This window comes from Bacillus sp. PDNC022 (assembly GCF_016919285.1).
GTDB lineage: Bacteria > Bacillota > Bacilli > Bacillales > Bacillaceae > Bacillus > Bacillus safensis.
This window is the reverse complement of sequence record NZ_CP070345.1, coordinates 2,162,605-2,180,836: the sequence shown is the minus strand read 5'-3', so window position 1 is coordinate 2,180,836 and position 18,232 is coordinate 2,162,605. Positions and strand designations below refer to the sequence as shown.

Genomic DNA, 18,232 nt, shown 5'->3' with positions numbered 1-18,232 from the left:
GTTTACGATAAAGAAGCTTCGGCTTACGAAAGAACCTGACGGCAATTTCAGCGTAGAACCAAACCTGTCATGATCTGTTCAAAGCTCATTGCTGAGGTTTTAAAAAATTAGTCAGGAAAGATACCGCTTTCTCAGAAGAAAATCGTGCGAAGCGGTGGGGCAATAGTAAAGGAGAAGATGTATTAAGATGCAAATTGATAAATTAAGGGGCAAAAGCTTAGATCAGTTATTCAACTCCATCTTATCCCTTAAAGACCTGGAAGAATGTTATCGATTCTTTGATGATTTATGTACCATCAATGAAATCCAATCTTTATCACAGCGTCTTGAAGTAGCACGTATGCTTCGCGAGGGAAACACGTATCATAAAATTGAGACGGAAACAGGTGCAAGCACTGCAACCATCTCACGTGTCAAACGCTGCTTGAACTACGGCAACGATGCCTATACGATGGCACTTGACCGCGTAGCAGAACAGCAGGAAAATAACGAAACAAAATAAAGCAGCTTTCACTGTAAACAATCCTTTTCACAAAAAATGGACTTGTTTGCAGTTTTTTTTATGAAAAGGCGGGCAGGGGCTGATAAAGTGTCCCTGTTTTTTTACTTTAGCTCGCCCATAAACCATCTTTCTCCCTCATAGGAGATGCCATCTTCACTAGACATGATTTCCTTAAATCCTACTGTTTGCATGTCCTGTGAAACAGATAACCACCATTCCCTTTGAAAGTCTCTTTCTGCGGGAAGAGGCAGCCATTTCTGATCGTCATCATGTCTATCGAAAAAGTTTTGAAAATAGGCATCTCCTTTAAATACAATGATTTGTGAACCCAAAAATCCAGGGACGTCTACTGCAACTACTACACGATATGTTTCACCGTCATTCGGTTTTAGATCAATAAGATGTTCAGCTCTATTTAATAGGGTTTGAATGCATAATCGCTTTATCTTTTTCGGTGTTTTGCTCGAGGAAATAAAATCATATGCAACTGGTAGAGGCAGATGCCAATAGCCATGTTCGATATCTGCCGGGAACTTCTGTGTATTTGCCTCAATTCTTGTGACCATTTGATCGGTCTTCCGTTTCCTTCCGCGAACCTTTTTCTCACGCATGCTCTAGCTCTCCATTTCAGTCACTTTTTTAAGTTCTTTATACGCGATTAATGTCAATAAAAAAGGCGCGTTTCCGCACCTTTTCGAGTTAGACAGATGGCTGTGTGCCTGAGAACATCGGCACTTCGCTTGTCTGGCCATTCTCTTGTCTAAAGATAATATGTTTTTCATTAAAATGAATAGGCGATTCTATTCCCGCAGCTGCGGATAAGTTAAACAAACCTTCTCTAAGAGACAGGATATAATTGCAGACTCGATATTTCTTTTCTTCAATCGATAAACCCTTTTGCAGCTTTGGATCAGTCGTGGCGACCCCGACTGGGCATTTATTCGTGTGGCAGACTTGGGCGCGAATGCATCCGACTGAAAACATGAGTCCTCTGGCAATATTCACAAAGTCAGCTCCCATTGAAAGGGCAATCGCAATTTTATCAGGTGAGAGAAGTTTGCCAGAAGCAAAGAGCTTCACTTGATCTCTGACACCGTATTCTTTTAATATTTGATGAACCATTGGGAGTGCCGTGAAAATCGGCAGCCCGGCGGAATCTGCCAATTCATGAAAGGACGCCCCTGTACCGCCTTCTCCGCCATCCACTGTAATGAAATCAGGGTGTTTCCCGCTTTTTTTCATATAGCTGGCAAGCTCTTCAATATTTTCTTTATGTCCGACAACAAGTTTGATTCCGACTGGCTTTCCGCCTATACTCCGCAACTCCTCAATGAAATCAAACATGTCAGGAATGGAGTGGAACATCTCAAAGCGGTTTGGGCTGTCAATGGATTGGTGAGGCGGTAATTTACGGATATTCGCAATTTCTTCCGTCACTTTTTCGCCGTCAATATGACCGCCGCGTGTTTTTGCTCCTTGTGCCAGCTTGAGTTCAAAGGCTTTGACTTCCTCGTGTTCGCTTTTTTTCTTGAATTCTTCAAAGGAAAATGCGCCATCTTCTGTTCTGACGCCAAATAAACCAGGTCCAATCTGGCAAATGATATCTGCGCCGCCTTTGAGATGATAAGGAGAAAGCCCGCCTTCACCTGTGTTCATCCACGTCCCGCCGGCCATTTTTAATCCTGAGGATAGAGCTGTAATCGCCCTGTCGCCTAATGAGCCGTAGCTCATGGCAGATTGACCGATCAATCCTTTCACATGGAAAGGCTTTTGACATGTGTGTTCGCCAATGACTTGTACATCCTCTTGATGGAGAAAGTAAGGCTTTGCTTCGACTTCTTTGAAATGTTCACTTCTTCGCAGTAAATTGTCTTGGTCAATCTGATATACTTTTGTTTTGATTTTTTCAGATTGATCGATTCGTAGTTCATTTCGCTGCTTTGGAAATAGGACGTTTCGAATGTAATAGCCTGGCTTGTCAAAATCACGTTTTGATCCAAAGCCCATCGTCCGGCTTTTGTACTTCCCAGACATGACCGCCTGCTCGTATTCTCTTCTTGAGAAGGGCAGCTCCTCTCGGTCATTCAGAAACAGATATTGGCGAAGCTCAGGTCCTATTTTTTCAAAAATAAACCGCAGCTTTCCAATGACCGGATAATTTCGCAGAACTGAATGTTCTTCTTGTTTTTCATCTCTCATCCAAATCCAGATTAGTAGAATGATTGGGATGATCAAACAAATGACTAGTAATGCGCTGATGATCATTAAGGTTGTGGTCATGAAGTTCCCCTCTTTTCTCTTTCATTGCTGTTGTTATTCCACTTTTTAATGAAAGAGAAACCACACCAGCATATTGTGACGTTTAGAAATGAAAAGGCGGGGTAACTTACAAATAAGATCATAAGGGGAGGGAACATACATGAATAAGCGTCCAAATGCGTATGTACTTGCAGGATTAGGGGTTGGAGGTGCTGTGTTATTAGCGGTAAAAAATAAACAGCATCTGAAAAAATGGGCAAGCATGTTCCGGTCAGATGAAAAGATTCCTGAAAAAGCCGGCCACCCAGATCCATTAGATATCCAAGACAACAAGATGGTCGACGAAGGGGCTATGACATCCGTCCATTATTTTAATGAAGCGAGACAATAATTTGAAAAAAACCGTTTTGAAAGATCAAAACGGTTTTTTTTCTTGTGATGTTATAGCGAAGAGGATCGACAATGGTAAAACCGGTCAGCCCATTGTGATCAGATGTCGAGAATTGAAATTCAATGCCTGACAGATGATAAGTTGAGAGAATTTCCTGATCTGTCAAACGTAAAGAAATTTCATCCTCATAAACCGGTACGTTCCGCAGCACTTTGGATTCTTCTGCAAATAACTCCAAGCCAGCCACCCGGCCTTCTTGATCAATATCTACATTGACACATTCATTGACATCTAATTCAATGGTTTCTTTGATTTTCATATGCTCCGCTTGCGGGGTGATATAGATGTATCCGATGTCTATATTTTGTTCATATGTAATCGTTCTTTTCAACTGAATCACCTCTGCTCAATAGATGGTTTTTAAATCTATAGTAAAATATTCCTTTATTGTATAATGACATGTGACAAAATGCCAAAATATCAACCTCTTTTAGCTCCTCTTCGAGTGGGTTTTTTATCTATTCTCCAGCAATTTTATGTAAAGACACAATCACCCATTTTCAAAAGAATGAAACTTTTAGCTAAAGGAGGTTACCCATTTTTTGCGGCCTTTGATTTTGTTATAATATTTAAATGGAATGAAACGAATGGAGGAACGTTTTTCATGTATGATGTTACCGAGTGGAAGCATGTCTTTAAACTCGATCCAAATAAAGAAATTTCCGATGAACAGCTAGAAGCGATTTGTGAATCTGGGACGGATGCCATATTGATTGGCGGCAGTGATCATGTGACAGAGGACAATGTGCTTCAATTGATGTCAAAGGTCCGCCGGTTTCTTGTACCATGTGTGCTCGAAATCTCCACACATGAGATGATTGTGCCCGGCTTTGATCTGTATTTCATCCCGACCGTCTTAAACAGCTCTCACCCTGACTGGATTGTTGGGCTCCATAAGGACGCGATGAAGGAATTCGGTGATTTGATGTCAATGGAAGAGATTGTGCCTGAAGGTTATGTGATCTTAAATGAAGATTGTAAAGCGGCCAAGCTTACAGAGGCAAATACAGCGCTGGATATCGATGACGTCAGGGCATATGCAAGAGTGGCAGAGCATTTGATGAAGCTGCCCATTTTTTATCTGGAATACAGCGGAACGCTTGGAGACATAGAGCTTGTCAAAGAAACAAAAGCAGTGCTTGATGAAACAGTTCTTTTTTATGGCGGCGGCATCGAGAACGCTAAGCAGGCAAAAGACTTCTCGCAGCATGCAGACGTCGTGGTTGTAGGAAACGTCATTTATAACAATTTCAAAGAAGCACTAAAGACAGTCGAAGCAGTCAAAAAGTCATCATAGTCAAATAAGACGAAACGGGTTAAAATAGAACATAAGTTCGAATTGGCGGTGAATGGAATGAATGAAATATCGAATCATCTATTAGAAGGGCTGAATGACGCGCAGAAAGAAGCAGTCAAAGCAACAGACGGTCCTTTATTATTGATGGCAGGAGCAGGAAGCGGGAAGACACGGGTGCTCACACATCGAATTGCCTACTTAATGGCAGAAAAGCATGTGGCTCCGTGGAACATTTTAGCGATTACATTTACAAATAAAGCAGCACGTGAAATGCGTGAACGTGTCCAGGCTATTTTAGGGCCTGGCGCAGATGACATCTGGATCTCTACGTTCCACAGCATGTGTGTCCGTATTTTAAGACGCGATATTGACCGCATTGGTGTGAAACGCAACTTCTCTATTTTAGACACATCTGACCAGCTTTCAGTTATTAAAAACATTTTAAAAGAACGGAATATCGATCCTAAAAAGTTTGACCCACGCAGCATTTTAGGTTCCATCAGCAGTGCAAAAAACGAACTCATTGACGCAGAGGAATACGCCAAAACAGCTGGTGATTTCTATGATCAAGTGGTCAGCGATGTCTATACAGATTATCAAAAGCGTCTACTTAAAAATCAATCACTCGATTTTGATGATTTAATTATGATGACGATTCGTTTGTTTGAGCGCATCCCTGAAGTGTTAGAGCACTATCAGCGGAAATTCCAATACATTCATGTGGATGAGTATCAGGATACGAACAGAGCGCAGTACATGCTTGTGAAACTGCTCGCGCAGCGTTTTCAAAATATATGTGTTGTCGGTGACTCGGATCAGTCTATTTATCGCTGGCGCGGAGCGGATATTACAAACATTCTCTCCTTTGAAAAAGATTATCCATCCAGTGAAGTGATTCTGCTTGAGCAAAATTACAGATCGACGAAACGCATTTTGCATGCCGCAAATACGGTTATTCAAAACAATGCAAACCGGAAGCCGAAAAATCTTTGGACAGAAAATGATGAAGGGGCGAAGATTGCCTATTACCGCGCAGATAATGAATTTGGTGAAGGTCAATTTGTCGCTGGAAAGATTCATCAGCTCTATAAGAGTGGTAAGCGCAAATTATCTGATTTTGCGATCCTTTATCGGACCAATGCCCAATCTCGTGTCATAGAGGAAACATTATTGAAGTCAAACATTCAATACAACATTGTCGGCGGCACGAAGTTCTATGACAGAAAAGAGATCAAGGACATTTTGGCATACTTACGCCTAGTGGCAAACCCAGATGACGATATTAGTTTTGCACGAATTGTCAACGTACCAAAGCGCGGAATCGGTGCGACATCTGTTGATAAAATTGCAGCATATGCGGAGATGAATGACCTGTCTATGTTTGAAGCACTTGGTCAGGTGGATTTCATTGGACTCAGTGCAAGAGCAGCTAATGCGCTTGATGAGTTCAAACAGCTCGTTGATCAAATGACGAACATGCAGGATTATTTATCTGTCACTGAATTAACAGAAGAAATTCTAGAGAAAACAGGCTATCGTGAAGCGCTGAAGCTCGAAAAAACGATTGAAGCACAAAGCCGCTTAGAAAATATTGACGAGTTTCTATCCGTCACTAAGAACTTTGAAGAACAGAATGAGGACAAGTCACTTGTGACCTTCCTGACAGATCTCGCCCTCGTCGCAGACATTGATAAGCTGGATGAGAATGAAGAAGAAGATCAGGATGCCGTCATCTTAATGACTCTTCACGCCGCAAAAGGTCTAGAATTCCCTGTTGTTTTCTTAATGGGGATGGAGGAGGGTGTCTTCCCGCACAGCCGTTCATTAATGGAAGATGCAGAGATGGAAGAAGAGCGCCGCCTCGCTTATGTGGGCATCACACGGGCTGAAGAAGAGCTTTATTTATCAAGTGCAAAAATGAGAACACTTTTCGGCCGGACGAACATGAACCTTGAATCTAGATTCATTCGAGAAATACCAGCCGATTTATTGGACAACCTAAATGAGAAAAAAGAAACAAAAACACCGTTTGGTCAAACAAGAGAAAGACCGCAAAGACGGGGACCAGTCTCACGTCCGCAAACACAAACGATTCAAAACACAGGCGGCGGCAGTATTGGCTGGGCTGTGGGCGATAAAGCGGCCCATAAAAAATGGGGCGTTGGTACGGTTGTAAGTGTGAAAGGCAGCGGAGACAGCACAGAACTTGATATTGCCTTCCCAAGCCCTACAGGCATTAAGCGTCTTCTCGCAGCATTTGCACCAATCGAGAAGCAATAAATTGATAGGACTGACAAAACGGATGAATTGAAAGGAAGAAGCAGATGGAAAAAGAAGCAGCGAAACGCCGGATCGAGGAACTGCACCAGATTTTGAATCAATACAACTACGAATATCATACACTTGATCGTCCAAGTGTTCCTGACGCTGAATATGATGCGCGGATGCGTGAGCTGATCTCTCTGGAGGAAGAGCACCCTGATTTAAAAGCAGCGGATTCTCCTTCACAAAGAGTAGGAGGCGCTGTTTTAGACGCCTTCCAAAAAGTGCGTCACGGCACACCAATGCTCAGCCTTGGGAATGCGTTTAATGAACAGGACCTTCTTGATTTTGACCGCCGGGTTCGTCAAGCAGTCGGCGACGATATCGCATACAATGTCGAGCTGAAGATTGATGGACTCGCTGTTTCTCTCCGTTATGAAAATGGCGTGTTTGTCCGAGGAGCTACACGCGGCGATGGAACAACGGGTGAGGATATTACTGAAAACCTCAAAACGATTCGTTCCATCCCGCTTAAAATCAAACGCCCTCTGTCGATTGAAGTGAGAGGCGAGGCATTTATGCCAAAACCTTCTTTTGAAGCATTAAATGAAAAAAGAATACAAAACGAAGAAGAGCCGTTTGCAAACCCGCGTAATGCGGCTGCAGGTTCACTTCGTCAGCTTGATACGAAAATTGCAGCGAAACGAAACCTTGATATATTCGTCTACAGTATAGCGGAGCTTGATGAAATTGGTGTTGAAACGCAAAGCGCAGGACTTGATCTTCTCGACGAACTTGGCTTTAAAACAAACAAAGAAAGACGGATGTGCCAAACGATCGAAGAAGTCATCGACCTTATTGAAACATTAAAAGTAAAGCGTGCCGATTTTTCGTATGAAATCGATGGAATTGTTATTAAAGTCGATTCACTCGCTCAGCAGGAAGAACTCGGCTTTACAGCAAAAAGCCCGCGCTGGGCGGTTGCGTACAAGTTTCCGGCTGAAGAGGTCGTAACGAAGCTGCTTGATATTGAACTTAGTGTCGGGCGAACAGGCGTGATTACACCAACAGCAATTCTTGAGCCTGTCAAAGTAGCAGGGACGACAGTGCAGCGTGCGTCTCTTCATAATGAAGATTTGATCAAAGAAAAGGATATTCGCTATTTTGATCAAGTGATTGTGAAAAAAGCCGGCGATATTATTCCTGAAGTCGCAGGTGTCCTTGTCGATCAGCGTACAGGCGAAGAAAAGCCGTTTCACATGCCAACTGAATGTCCAGAGTGTCATAGTGAGCTGGTGCGAATCGAAGGCGAAGTGGCCTTACGATGCATCAATCCAGAATGCCCTGCCCAAATACGCGAGGGGCTCATTCACTTCGTTTCCCGTAATGCAATGAATATTGATGGGCTTGGCGAACGGGTCATTACACAGCTCTTTAAGGAACAGCTCGTTTCTCGTGTGTCAGACCTTTACCGATTAACGAAAGAAGAGCTGATTCAGCTTGAACGAATGGGCGAAAAATCTGTAGACAATTTACTGCGTTCGATTGAGCAGTCGAAAGAAAACTCTCTTGAGCGTTTACTATTTGGACTCGGTATTCGATTTATTGGTTCAAAAGCGGCAAAGACCTTGGCGATGCATTTCGAAAACATCGATCAATTAAAGCAAGCAACGAAAGAACAATTACTTGAAGTCGACGAAATTGGTGAAAAAATGGCTGATGCCGTCGTCACGTACTTTGAGAAAGAAGAAATACTCGATCTGCTGAACGAACTAAAAGAACTTGGAGTCAATATGACCTACACAGGGCCAAAGCCGGTAAAAGCAGAAGAAAGTGATTCCTACTTTGCAGGAAAAACCATTGTGCTGACAGGGAAATTAGAAGAAATGGCTCGAAACGATGCAAAAGCAGCGATCGAAGCGTTAGGCGGCAAGCTGGCAGGCAGTGTGAGTAAAAAAACAGATCTAGTCATTGCCGGAGAAGCAGCGGGGAGTAAGCTGACAAAGGCAGAAGAACTCAATATTGAAATTTGGGACGAAGCTAAAATGCTCGAGGAGCTAAAGAAATAAGAGGAGTGTTTTCTATTGAAAAAGTTGTTATTGCTGCTGACAATGCTCACACTGGTATTGTCAGCGTGTGCACCTTTTGGGGGAAAGGAAGAGGAAGAGGTCACACAAAAAACGGATGAAACGAAGGAAACAAAGGAAACAGCCATCATCCCGATGTACAATATCTCAGACTCCTATTACAAAATGGTTCTGCCGTTTAAACAAGGAGCTGCGAGAGGTTTAACAGCGGAGCGTCTCAACACACGCTTGGACATTGATGAATTTGAAACAGGACTCATGCGCCTCGCAACAGAGTCATTTAATACGAACGACTATCTTTTCCAAGAAGGACAGCATTTAGATGAGGACACCGTTCTCAGCTGGCTGGCACGCAAAAAAACAGGCAGTGATCTGAAAAAGGCAGAAAAAGATGATAAAGACTTTAAGAATCTAGGCTTAAATCCTGCTCTTCCAAACTCAGGTTCAACAAAGTCTAAAAATGAAAATAGTCCAATTTACTTAGCTTCAATGCTAGAGCATAATTACTTAATTCGAAAAGACAAAAACAGCTTACAGCTTGGCGGAGTTGTCATAGGTCTTGCGCTGAACTCTGTTTATTATTACCGTGAAAAGATCGGTGACCCGCAGCAAGAGGTGACCATCGATTCATCGAAAAATTCAAAGAAACTTTTGGCAGAGGGTGAAAAAATCGCTGAACAAGTGGTCAAACGCATTCGTCAAATGGACGGTCTGCAAAAAGTGCCTGTCATGATTGCCCTTTATAAGCAAGCACCAAAATCATCTATCGTTCCAGGTAACTTTATCGCCAAAACGGATGTGAAAGCAGGCTCTGCTGATATTGGAAATTGGGATACGATCAAAGAGGAGAATGTATTCTTCCCTTCAGATAATGCGAAAAGCAGCTACAAAGATGATTCAGAGCGATTTGACCGCTTCAAGACAAAGGTCGAAGACTACTTCCCGAATTACACTGGTGTTGTAGGAAAAGGTTTTTACAAGAACGGCAACCTGCAAAAAATGAAAATCGAAATTCCAATGCAGTTCTATGGAAAAACGGAAGTCGTAGCCTTCACACAATATTTAACCGGGGAAGTCATGGATTACTACAAGAGCACCAATATTGAAATCAACATCACATCTTCTGATCAACAAGAAGCCCTGATTACAAAAAATGCTGAAGACAAAGAACCAACTGTTCATATATATGACTAAATAAGAGGGATTTCCAAACCCTTGTCAAAATATTAGTAGAAACCAAGAAGAAAGGCAGGTATGTTGATGCTCGTATAATGCTGATTACCGTCAAGAACATTTAAAAAGACGATAAAAGGAGAATCAGCATGCATAAAGAAGTAAAAGCACGATACGATGAACAGAAAGTCTTAAAGAAAGCGGCTCATTTGTATGACTTTCAGCTTGACCAAGTCACATTTCTAGCCGATGCAGAAAATTATGTGTATGAATATCAGGCAATGAATGGGGAGAATTATATATTAAAAATCACCCATACCATTCGTCGTTCACCCACATATATTTTAGGAGAAATGGACTGGATTCGATTCCTGTCTCATCATGGTATTTCTGTAGCAAAGCCGATTTCATCAGCTAGAGGAAAAGACGTTGAAACCATTCCTGATCAAGCCGGAGGCGCATTTTTACTCCGTGTGTATGAAAAAGCACCGGGGAGAAAAGTGAATGAAGGAGATTGGAATGGGAAGCTGTTTGAAGCGTTAGGGTCCTATACAGGCCGAATGCATCAAACAACAAAACGATATCAAGTAAAAGATCCTCGCTGTAAGCGTCAAGAGTGGTATGAAGAGGAGCAATTAAAGCTTGATCAATATATTCCTTCTGATCAAACGGTTGTATTGCGAAGAAAAGATGAACTGATGCAAAAGCTTCACCAGCTCCGAATTTCCAAAGATGTGTATGGGCTGGTGCATGCCGATTTGCATCACGGGAACTTTCATTATCATCAAGGAGAGATTATTGCATTTGATTTTGATGATATTGGATATCACTGGTTTATCAATGATATTAGTATCTTGCTATACAATGTTCTTTGGTATCCAGTGATTCCATATGATGATAAAGCTGAATTTACGGCAGAATTTATGAGTCATTTTCTAAAAGGCTATCGACAGGAGAATGAGCTTGATGACGCGTGGCTGGCAACAATCCCTGATTTCCTCATGCTGCGTCATATGCTTATTTATGGGCTTTTACATCAAGCATTTGATCTCCAAACATTGACTTCTGACGAAAAAGCCATGCTGTCATGTTTTCGAAAGGAAATTGAGCAAAACATACCAATTACTCCTTTTGACTTTCAACAGCTGGCCCGATAAAAGAAACCCCTTGCTGTGTCAAACAGCAAGGGGTTTTTTGTGACTATACCGTATCACACTTCACGCCAACGACGCCTTCTAGATCTTTAATATCAAAGTACACATCGGTTGTATAGCGGTCTTTATGCACACGTACACGTACTTCCATGATCGGATAGTCCTTTTCTTTTAAATCATCAATTCGTACAGAATGTATGCGGATATTGAGGGCTTTCATTTCTTTTAAAATATCGGTCATGCGGTTTCGATCAGAAAGAGACATTCTGATGCGGATTTCTTTTTCCTGCAGGCGAATCGGTCCGATCCGTTGGAAGAGCCATGGTAGAAATTCGACACTAATCAAAATAAAGAAAAGACTGAGGAAGGCTTCTTTATAAAATCCTGCACCTGTTGCAACCCCAAGTCCTGCTGCTCCCCAGATCATCGCAGAAGTCGTGAGTCCTGAGATGACATCATTGCTTTTTCGAAGAATCACACCTGCTCCAATAAAACCAACACCAGATATAATTTGCGCCGGTAACCTGAGTGGGTCCATTTGAAGCTTAGAGACTCGAGGGAAATTGTAGGCTGCATCAATGCTGATGATGGTTAAGACGCAGGAGCTGACAGCAATGACAATACACGTTTTTAAGCCGAGGGGCTTTTTCTTCAGCTCTCGTTCAAGCCCGATAATCAGCCCGATTAAGGTGGCCACGGCTAATTTTAAGACTGTATCCCATTCAATTGTCCAAAACATGCGTATCGCTCCTTCACTTCATGTACGTTTCACAACATGTATATGATCTTCTCACAGCCCATATAGCTGCACAACTCTTATTTTATTCAGTTTCTGAAGAAAGAAAAGCTTTTTATTTTATTTAAAAAGAGAGTCATCCGCATAGGGCAGATGACTCTTCAAGTTCTTTATTTTGTTTCTTCTTCAAGATGATTTTCCATTTTGTTGAAAAGCTGTTTTGATGCTTTTGACGGCTTACTTGTCAATAAGCTCACAATAATGGCAGCTAATCCACTAAGCGTAAAGCCTGGAATCATTTCATAAATACCTGTGGCATGGTTGAGGCCTGTCGTAATCCATGTCAGAACCACAACCGCACCAACGATCATTCCAACTAGGGCACCATGATGATTCATTCGCTTCCAGTATAGGCAAAGTAAGATGACTGGACCGAATGAAGAACCAAATCCTGCCCATGCATAACCGACAAGGTCAAGAATGGTGTCACTTGGGTTAAGTGAAAGGCAGAGAGCAATCACAGCGACAACGAGTACAGACATCCGGCCAATCATGACGAGCTCTTTGTCTGATGCTGTTTTTCTAAAGAACGTTCTGTATAAATCCTCTGTCATCGCACTTGCTGTGACAAGCAGCTGAGACGAAATTGAACTCATAATCGCAGCTAAGATGGCAGAAAGTAAAAATCCAGTGATATATGGATGGAACAATACTTTAGAAAAGACGATAAAGATGGTTTCAGGGTCAGCAAGGTTCATACCTGTTTCATGAACATAGGCAACACCAACTAAACCGACAGACAGTGAACCAATCACTGAAATAATCATCCAGCTCATTCCGATTCGGCGTGCTGGTTTTAGATCTTTTACAGACGTAATGGCCATAAAGCGCACGATAATATGCGGCTGTCCAAAGTAACCTAGTCCCCAAGCGAGGAAGGAAATAATGCCAATGACGCTCGTTCCTCTAAAAATATCAAGCAATTTAGGGTCAATCTGTTGAATATCTTGGATCGTAGCAACAGGTCCGCCTAATTGTGTAAAGGCAACGATCGGCACGAGCACTAATGCTAAAAACATGATAGCTCCTTGGACAAAGTCCGTTAAGCTCACTGCCAAAAATCCGCCGAACAATGTATACAAAATGACAATACTTGACGTCAAAATCAGTCCAAACGTGTAATTTGCACCGAATGCTGACTCAAATAAACGTCCGCCTGATACCATCCCAGACGATGTATACAGCGTAAAGAAAATTAAAATGATGACGGCTGACACAGCTTTTAATAAAGCAGATGATCCTTTGAATCGTTTATCAAAGAAATCGGGAATCGTAATCGCATCATCCGCAATTTCTGTATAAGAACGTAAACGAGGTGCAAGAATGAGGTAGTTCAAGTAAGCACCAACGATTAAACCAATCGCAAGCCAGGCTGTCGATAAACCTGTTTTATACATTTCACCTGGCACACCCATCAGCATCCACCCGCTCATGTCCGCAGCACCTGCTGAAAGGGCAGTAACGAATGGGCCAAGCCCGCGTCCACCAAGCATATAATCATTTAAATCATGTGTTTTCCTAAATGCATACCAGCCAATGGCAAGCATTCCGATAAAATAAATAGATAAGGAAATTGTAACTTCAATACTCATTTTGTGTTCTCACCTTTTTCGTATTAATTTGACATCACCTCAATCAAAATATACAGAAGTGCGATGGCAGCTTTTTTGCTTGACTGTCCCGCTCACTGCTATGGTTACTTAACCTAACAGAGTATTCCCAAGTGATCAACCTGCCTAAACCTCTTCATTTTGAAGGAAAAATCCACAGACCGGTGATAAGAATCAGTGTGTAAGCGTTTGCAAAAATAAACAAAAGTAAAAATTTTCTGAAAAATAAAAAGTCACCTGATGAATATTTCTTTTATCGTTTTGATAATAAAGATGTTTCAAGAAAACGGACCTTTTACCGCACCTGCGTAAAGTTGCTTTAGAACAGTAAAATTTGATATGATAAAGTGTATATGACTTATGATCATGACCACGAGTACGCATCATTTTTGGAGGTGAACCTGCATGTCAAGAATTTCAATAGAAGAAGTCAAGCACGTTGCGCATTTAGCAAGGCTTGCGATTACAGAAGAAGAAGCTGAGATGTTTACAGAACAGCTTGATAGCATCATTTCATTTGCAGAGCAGTTAAACGAGGTAGATACGGAAAACGTTGAACCTACTACACACGTATTAAAAATGAAAAACGTCATGAGAGAAGATGTTCCGAATAAAGGTCTTTCCATTGAGGCAGTCGTCAAAAACGCGCCTGATCATAAAGACGGCTATATTCGTGTGCCATCAATTTTGGACTAAAGGAGGCCCGAGACATGTCACTGTTTGATCACAAAATTTCTGAATTAAAAGAGCTTTTACATAAAAAGGAACTGTCTGTTTCTGATTTAGTGGACGAGTCTTATAAACGAATCAATGAAGTAGACGGGAAAGTACAAGCATTCCTTGCACTGGACGAAGAAAAAGCACGTGCGTATGCAAAGGAATTGGACGAGGCAGTTGGTGAAAAGGACGAGCTTGGCCTATTGTTCGGTATGCCGATCGGTGTGAAAGATAACATTGTTACAAAGGATTTGCGTACAACAGCTTCAAGTAAAATCCTGCAAAACTTTGATCCAATTTATGATGCAACCGTTGTGAACCGCCTAAGAGACGCAGAAGCAGTCACAATCGGTAAATTAAATATGGACGAATTTGCTATGGGATCTTCTACGGAGAACTCAGGCTTCAAAGCGACGAAAAACCCATGGAATTTAAACACCGTTCCGGGCGGATCAAGCGGTGGATCAGCAGCTTCTGTTGCAGCAGGTGAAGTACCGTTCTCTCTTGGATCAGATACAGGCGGCTCTATTCGTCAGCCGGCATCTTTCTGCGGGGTTGTGGGTCTTAAGCCGACATATGGCCGTGTATCCAGATACGGATTAATTGCATTTGCTTCATCATTAGATCAAATTGGTCCGATTACACGTAATGTAGAAGACAACGCATATGTTCTTCAAGCGATTGCAGGTGTCGATCAAATGGACGCAACAAGTGCAAATGTCGATGTCCCAGATTTTCTTTCTTCATTAACTGGCGACATCAAAGGTCTGAAAATTGCTGTGCCGAAAGAATACCTTGGCGAAGGCGTTGGCGAGGAAGCAAAAGAGTCTGTTCTTCAAGCGTTAAAAGTATTAGAAGGACTTGGTGCTTCGTGGGAAGAAGTGTCTCTACCGCACTCTAAATATGCGCTTGCGACTTACTACTTACTGTCTTCTTCAGAAGCATCTGCAAACCTTGCACGTTTTGACGGCATCCGCTATGGCTACCGTACAGATAATGCAGACAACCTGATTGATTTATACAAAAATACTCGTTCTGAAGGCTTCGGAGACGAAGTGAAGCGCCGCATCATGCTCGGTACATTCGCGCTAAGCTCAGGATATTACGATGCGTACTATAAAAAAGCGCAAAAAGTCCGTACATTGATCAAAAAAGACTTTGAAGATGTTTTCGAAAAGTATGATGTCATTGTAGGACCTACAACGCCGACTCCTGCATTTAACATTGGTGAAAAGACAAGCGACCCGCTAACCATGTATGCAAACGATATTTTAACGATCCCTGTTAACCTTGCAGGCGTTCCAGGAATCAGTGTGCCTTGTGGATTTGCAAATGGCCTTCCGTTAGGACTGCAAATCATCGGCAAGCACTTTGACGAAGGAACAGTGTACCGCGTGGCTCACGCTTTTGAGCAAGCAACAGATCATCATAAAGCAAAACCTGAACTGTAAGGGGTGAATTAGAATGAACTTTGAAACGGTAATTGGACTTGAAGTCCACGTAGAGCTAAAAACACAATCAAAAATTTTCTCAAGCTCGCCGACACCTTTTGGTGCAGCTGCCAACACGCAAACAAGTGTCATCGATCTTGGGTATCCTGGCGTACTGCCTGTACTGAACAAAGAAGCGGTGAACTTTGCGATGAAAGCGGCCATGGCGCTGAACTGTGAAATCGCAACAGATACAAAATTTGACCGTAAAAACTACTTCTATCCTGATAACCCAAAGGCGTATCAAATTTCTCAATTTGATAAACCGATCGGTGAAAACGGCTGGATTGAAATTGAAGTAGAAGGCAAAACAAAACGAATCGGTATTACGCGTCTCCATTTGGAAGAGGATGCTGGGAAACTGACGCACACAGGCGACGGTTACTCACTCGTCGATTTCAACCGTCAAGGTACACCGCTAGTTGAAATCGTATCTGAGCCAGATATTCGCACACCAGAAGAAGCGTATGCTTACTTAGAAAAATTAAAATCCATTATTCAATATACAGGCGTTTCTGACTGTAAGATGGAAGAGGGCTCACTTCGCTGTGATGCCAACATTTCTCTTCGCCCAATCGGCCGTGAAGAGTTTGGTACAAAGACAGAGCTCAAAAACTTGAACTCATTCGCTTTCGTACAAAAAGGCCTTGAATTCGAAGAGAAGCGTCAAGAGCAAGTATTGCTTTCTGGCGGCTTGATCGAACAGGAAACCCGCCGTTATGACGAAGCGTCTAAAAAGACAATTCTCATGCGCGTCAAAGAAGGCTCTGATGATTACCGCTACTTCCCAGAACCGGATTTGGTGGAGCTGTACATTGATGACGAGTGGAAAGAACGTGTAAGAGCATCTATCCCAGAGCTTCCAGACGAGCGCCGCAAACGCTACATCGATGAGCTTGGACTTCCTGCATACGATGCAATGGTACTCACGCTGACGAAAGAAATGTCTGATTTCTTTGAAGCGACCATTTCAGAAGGTGCAGAAGCGAAGCAAGCATCGAACTGGCTCATGGGTGAAGTATCTGCTTACTTAAACTCTGCTCAAAAAGAGCTGGACGATACAAAGCTAACACCGCAAGGACTGGCTGGTATGATCAAGCTTATTGAAAAAGGAACGATTTCCTCTAAGATTGCGAAAAAGGTATTCAAAGAGCTCATCGAAAATGGGGGAGATGCAGAAACAATCGTCAAAGAAAAAGGACTTGTCCAAATTTCTGACGAAGGTGCGCTGCTCAAACTCGTTACAGAAGCACTTGATAACAACCCGCAATCCATTGAAGACTTTAAAAATGGTAAAGACCGCGCGATTGGTTTCTTAGTCGGACAAATCATGAAAGCATCGAAGGGCCAAGCTAACCCGCCGATGGTGAACAAGATTCTCCTTGAAGAAATCAAAAAACGATAAATAGCAAAAAACCGCCTTATGAAAAAGGCGGTTTTTTTTCTTGAAATGACAGGGTCTTATCATAGATTCAGACCACAGCCGTATATCAATTTAGAGAATCTTTTCTTATAATGAAGCATAAGCGAAAGTGCACATTCGAAGGGGAAAAGGTGAGCTAAATCCATTTTACTGAAGAAACAGCTTCAATTGTTCCACTGCTCTTAGAACAGCAGGGTCCTCACACTTTTCTAAATTCGTCAGCATCCCTTGAATGACTGGCTTACGAGGTTCAGCTTTTGCCAGCTCTTCTTCAATCACTTCAATGGATACAATGGTATCATCAGAAAGCAAATGCTCAAGCTTTAACAAACGAAGCTCCTCTTGAAGGGAATCAGCACTCGGCACTTCATCGTCCCAAATGGTTTGCTTCAAAATCGGTTTCGTCTGAGAACGAAGCAAGCCGTGGACCAGATCATCAAACCGTTCGAGTATAAAGGATGAGAGCTCATCAAATGATAATTGCATTTGATCCTGTAAAAGCAGAACCTGCACATATGATTGGATAATTCCTTGAATCATGACTGACAGGTCAGTTACATATGGTTCGATCTCCTGTCCATAAGTGGTCAAGATGGAAATTTGAATTTCATCGTTCATTTGCTTTTTCACAGTTTTTGAATACTTTTTAATTTGCTGGTTTTCCGGAATAATATTCTCGCTGAGGATCAGAATGATAAAATCCTTGTTCTCAGCAAAATGCTGAAACTGTTCAGCGATTTGTTTCTGAAAGATCTCTCTCGGCGCGAGATGCTGATTCTCTTTTCGAATCGTTTCGATAGTTTGCATCGAAGTGTCGATATAATATTCAAACGCTCGGTTGAAAAGCTGTTCTTTTGATTTGAAATGTAAATAAAATGCGCCTTTTGATATTCCGCATTCATCTGCAATTTCCTGAATGGTCGTAGAAGAAAAACCCTTTTTCGCAAACAATTGGATGCTTGCTTTAATGATTTTTTCTTTTTTTTCGTTCATGAAATAAGGCCCCTTCAG

Annotated in this window: 16 protein-coding genes; 10 read left to right on the top strand and 6 right to left on the bottom strand. The window is 42.1% G+C overall.

The window, feature by feature from the left end; translation table 11 throughout:
* The first annotated feature begins 187 nt into the window (after positions 1 to 187).
* On the top strand, positions 188 to 502 hold the full coding sequence (locus JVX94_RS11260) for a YerC/YecD family TrpR-related protein (protein WP_024424524.1): 315 nt from the start codon (positions 188 to 190) through the stop codon (positions 500 to 502).
* 101 nt (positions 503 to 603) lie between these two features.
* On the opposite strand, the gene JVX94_RS11255 is transcribed toward JVX94_RS11260, so the two are convergent.
* Positions 604 to 1,113, bottom strand: a complete 510-nt coding sequence (locus JVX94_RS11255) for a DUF3916 domain-containing protein (RefSeq protein WP_205183119.1) — start codon at positions 1,111 to 1,113, stop codon at positions 604 to 606.
* An 88-nt stretch (positions 1,114 to 1,201) separates the two neighbouring features.
* A complete protein-coding gene (locus JVX94_RS11250) occupies positions 1,202 to 2,782 on the bottom strand; it encodes an FMN-binding glutamate synthase family protein (protein WP_205183117.1) in 1,581 nt (526 codons plus the stop codon).
* 139 nt (positions 2,783 to 2,921) lie between these two features.
* Between JVX94_RS11250 and JVX94_RS11245 the strand changes: the two genes are divergently transcribed.
* Complete coding sequence (locus tag JVX94_RS11245) at positions 2,922 to 3,152, top strand: hypothetical protein (protein WP_024426686.1); 231 nt, start codon at positions 2,922 to 2,924, stop codon at positions 3,150 to 3,152.
* Here JVX94_RS11245 and JVX94_RS11240 read toward each other — a convergent pair.
* A complete protein-coding gene (locus tag JVX94_RS11240) occupies positions 3,133 to 3,543 on the bottom strand; it encodes a DUF2283 domain-containing protein (protein ID WP_205183115.1) in 411 nt (136 codons plus the stop codon). The two genes, JVX94_RS11245 and JVX94_RS11240, sit on opposite strands and share 20 nt — an antisense overlap.
* 273 nt (positions 3,544 to 3,816) lie before the next feature.
* On the opposite strand from JVX94_RS11240, the gene pcrB reads away from it, so the two are divergent.
* The 5 genes from pcrB to JVX94_RS11215 all read left to right on the top strand — a co-directional run bounded on the left by pcrB (position 3,817) and on the right by JVX94_RS11215 (position 11,188).
* Complete coding sequence (gene pcrB, locus JVX94_RS11235) at positions 3,817 to 4,509, top strand: heptaprenylglyceryl phosphate synthase (protein ID WP_205183112.1); 693 nt, start codon at positions 3,817 to 3,819, stop codon at positions 4,507 to 4,509.
* Positions 4,510 to 4,566: 57 nt separating this feature from the next.
* Entirely contained in the window at positions 4,567 to 6,789 is a 2,223-nt protein-coding gene (pcrA, locus tag JVX94_RS11230) for a DNA helicase PcrA (RefSeq protein WP_205183109.1), read from the top strand.
* 44 nt (positions 6,790 to 6,833) lie between these two features.
* Positions 6,834 to 8,840: an NAD-dependent DNA ligase LigA gene (ligA, locus tag JVX94_RS11225; RefSeq protein ID WP_048239993.1), complete on the top strand. Its 2,007-nt coding sequence runs from the start codon at positions 6,834 to 6,836 to the stop codon at positions 8,838 to 8,840.
* A gap of 15 nt (positions 8,841 to 8,855) precedes the next feature.
* Entirely contained in the window at positions 8,856 to 10,052 is a 1,197-nt protein-coding gene (locus tag JVX94_RS11220; RefSeq protein ID WP_111291427.1) for a CamS family sex pheromone protein, read from the top strand.
* 128 nt (positions 10,053 to 10,180) lie between these two features.
* Entirely contained in the window at positions 10,181 to 11,188 is a 1,008-nt protein-coding gene (locus JVX94_RS11215) for a phosphotransferase enzyme family protein (protein ID WP_144472548.1), read from the top strand.
* Positions 11,189 to 11,231: 43 nt separating this feature from the next.
* Here the strand turns inward: JVX94_RS11215 and JVX94_RS11210 are convergent, their stop codons facing one another.
* Both JVX94_RS11210 and putP read right to left on the bottom strand, forming a co-directional pair.
* On the bottom strand, positions 11,232 to 11,924 hold the full coding sequence (locus tag JVX94_RS11210) for an MgtC/SapB family protein (RefSeq protein ID WP_024424547.1): 693 nt from the start codon (positions 11,922 to 11,924) through the stop codon (positions 11,232 to 11,234).
* Positions 11,925 to 12,091: 167 nt separating this feature from the next.
* Positions 12,092 to 13,573, bottom strand: a complete 1,482-nt coding sequence (gene putP / locus JVX94_RS11205) for a sodium/proline symporter PutP (protein ID WP_144472547.1) — start codon at positions 13,571 to 13,573, stop codon at positions 12,092 to 12,094.
* A gap of 423 nt (positions 13,574 to 13,996) precedes the next feature.
* On the opposite strand from putP, the gene gatC reads away from it, so the two are divergent.
* From gatC to gatB, 3 genes are read left to right on the top strand one after another with little or no spacing between them, the layout of a single operon-like run.
* Positions 13,997 to 14,287, top strand: a complete 291-nt coding sequence (gene gatC / locus JVX94_RS11200) for an Asp-tRNA(Asn)/Glu-tRNA(Gln) amidotransferase subunit GatC (RefSeq protein ID WP_024424549.1) — start codon at positions 13,997 to 13,999, stop codon at positions 14,285 to 14,287.
* A 14-nt stretch (positions 14,288 to 14,301) separates the two neighbouring features.
* Positions 14,302 to 15,759 (top strand): Asp-tRNA(Asn)/Glu-tRNA(Gln) amidotransferase subunit GatA, encoded by a 1,458-nt coding sequence (gene gatA, locus JVX94_RS11195; protein ID WP_041116096.1) that lies wholly within the window; start codon positions 14,302 to 14,304, stop codon positions 15,757 to 15,759.
* Positions 15,760 to 15,772: 13 nt separating this feature from the next.
* Positions 15,773 to 17,203, top strand: a complete 1,431-nt coding sequence (gatB, locus tag JVX94_RS11190; RefSeq protein WP_024424551.1) for an Asp-tRNA(Asn)/Glu-tRNA(Gln) amidotransferase subunit GatB — start codon at positions 15,773 to 15,775, stop codon at positions 17,201 to 17,203.
* Positions 17,204 to 17,368: 165 nt separating this feature from the next.
* On the opposite strand, the gene JVX94_RS11185 is transcribed toward gatB, so the two are convergent.
* Complete coding sequence (locus JVX94_RS11185; RefSeq protein ID WP_095407910.1) at positions 17,369 to 18,214, bottom strand: TetR/AcrR family transcriptional regulator; 846 nt, start codon at positions 18,212 to 18,214, stop codon at positions 17,369 to 17,371.
* Between the last annotated feature and the right edge of the window lie 18 nt (positions 18,215 to 18,232).

What these genes read in the sequence shown, in the direction of transcription:
- JVX94_RS11250 (WP_205183117.1), bottom strand. Translation starts at nt 2,782, where the DNA reads ATGACCACAACCTTAATGATCATCAGCGCATTACTAGTCATTTGTTTG.
- gatC (WP_024424549.1), top strand. Translation starts at nt 13,997, where the DNA reads ATGTCAAGAATTTCAATAGAAGAAGTCAAGCACGTTGCGCATTTAGCA.
- pcrB (WP_205183112.1), top strand. Translation starts at nt 3,817, where the DNA reads ATGTATGATGTTACCGAGTGGAAGCATGTCTTTAAACTCGATCCAAAT.
- JVX94_RS11260 (WP_024424524.1), top strand. Translation starts at nt 188, where the DNA reads ATGCAAATTGATAAATTAAGGGGCAAAAGCTTAGATCAGTTATTCAAC.
- gatB (WP_024424551.1), top strand. Translation starts at nt 15,773, where the DNA reads ATGAACTTTGAAACGGTAATTGGACTTGAAGTCCACGTAGAGCTAAAA.
- gatA (WP_041116096.1), top strand. Translation starts at nt 14,302, where the DNA reads ATGTCACTGTTTGATCACAAAATTTCTGAATTAAAAGAGCTTTTACAT.
- JVX94_RS11185 (WP_095407910.1), bottom strand. Translation starts at nt 18,214, where the DNA reads ATGAACGAAAAAAAAGAAAAAATCATTAAAGCAAGCATCCAATTGTTT.
- JVX94_RS11210 (WP_024424547.1), bottom strand. Translation starts at nt 11,924, where the DNA reads ATGTTTTGGACAATTGAATGGGATACAGTCTTAAAATTAGCCGTGGCC.
- ligA (WP_048239993.1), top strand. Translation starts at nt 6,834, where the DNA reads ATGGAAAAAGAAGCAGCGAAACGCCGGATCGAGGAACTGCACCAGATT.
- JVX94_RS11245 (WP_024426686.1), top strand. Translation starts at nt 2,922, where the DNA reads ATGAATAAGCGTCCAAATGCGTATGTACTTGCAGGATTAGGGGTTGGA.
- JVX94_RS11215 (WP_144472548.1), top strand. Translation starts at nt 10,181, where the DNA reads ATGCATAAAGAAGTAAAAGCACGATACGATGAACAGAAAGTCTTAAAG.
- pcrA (WP_205183109.1), top strand. Translation starts at nt 4,567, where the DNA reads ATGAATGAAATATCGAATCATCTATTAGAAGGGCTGAATGACGCGCAG.
- putP (WP_144472547.1), bottom strand. Translation starts at nt 13,573, where the DNA reads ATGAGTATTGAAGTTACAATTTCCTTATCTATTTATTTTATCGGAATG.
- JVX94_RS11255 (WP_205183119.1), bottom strand. Translation starts at nt 1,113, where the DNA reads ATGCGTGAGAAAAAGGTTCGCGGAAGGAAACGGAAGACCGATCAAATG.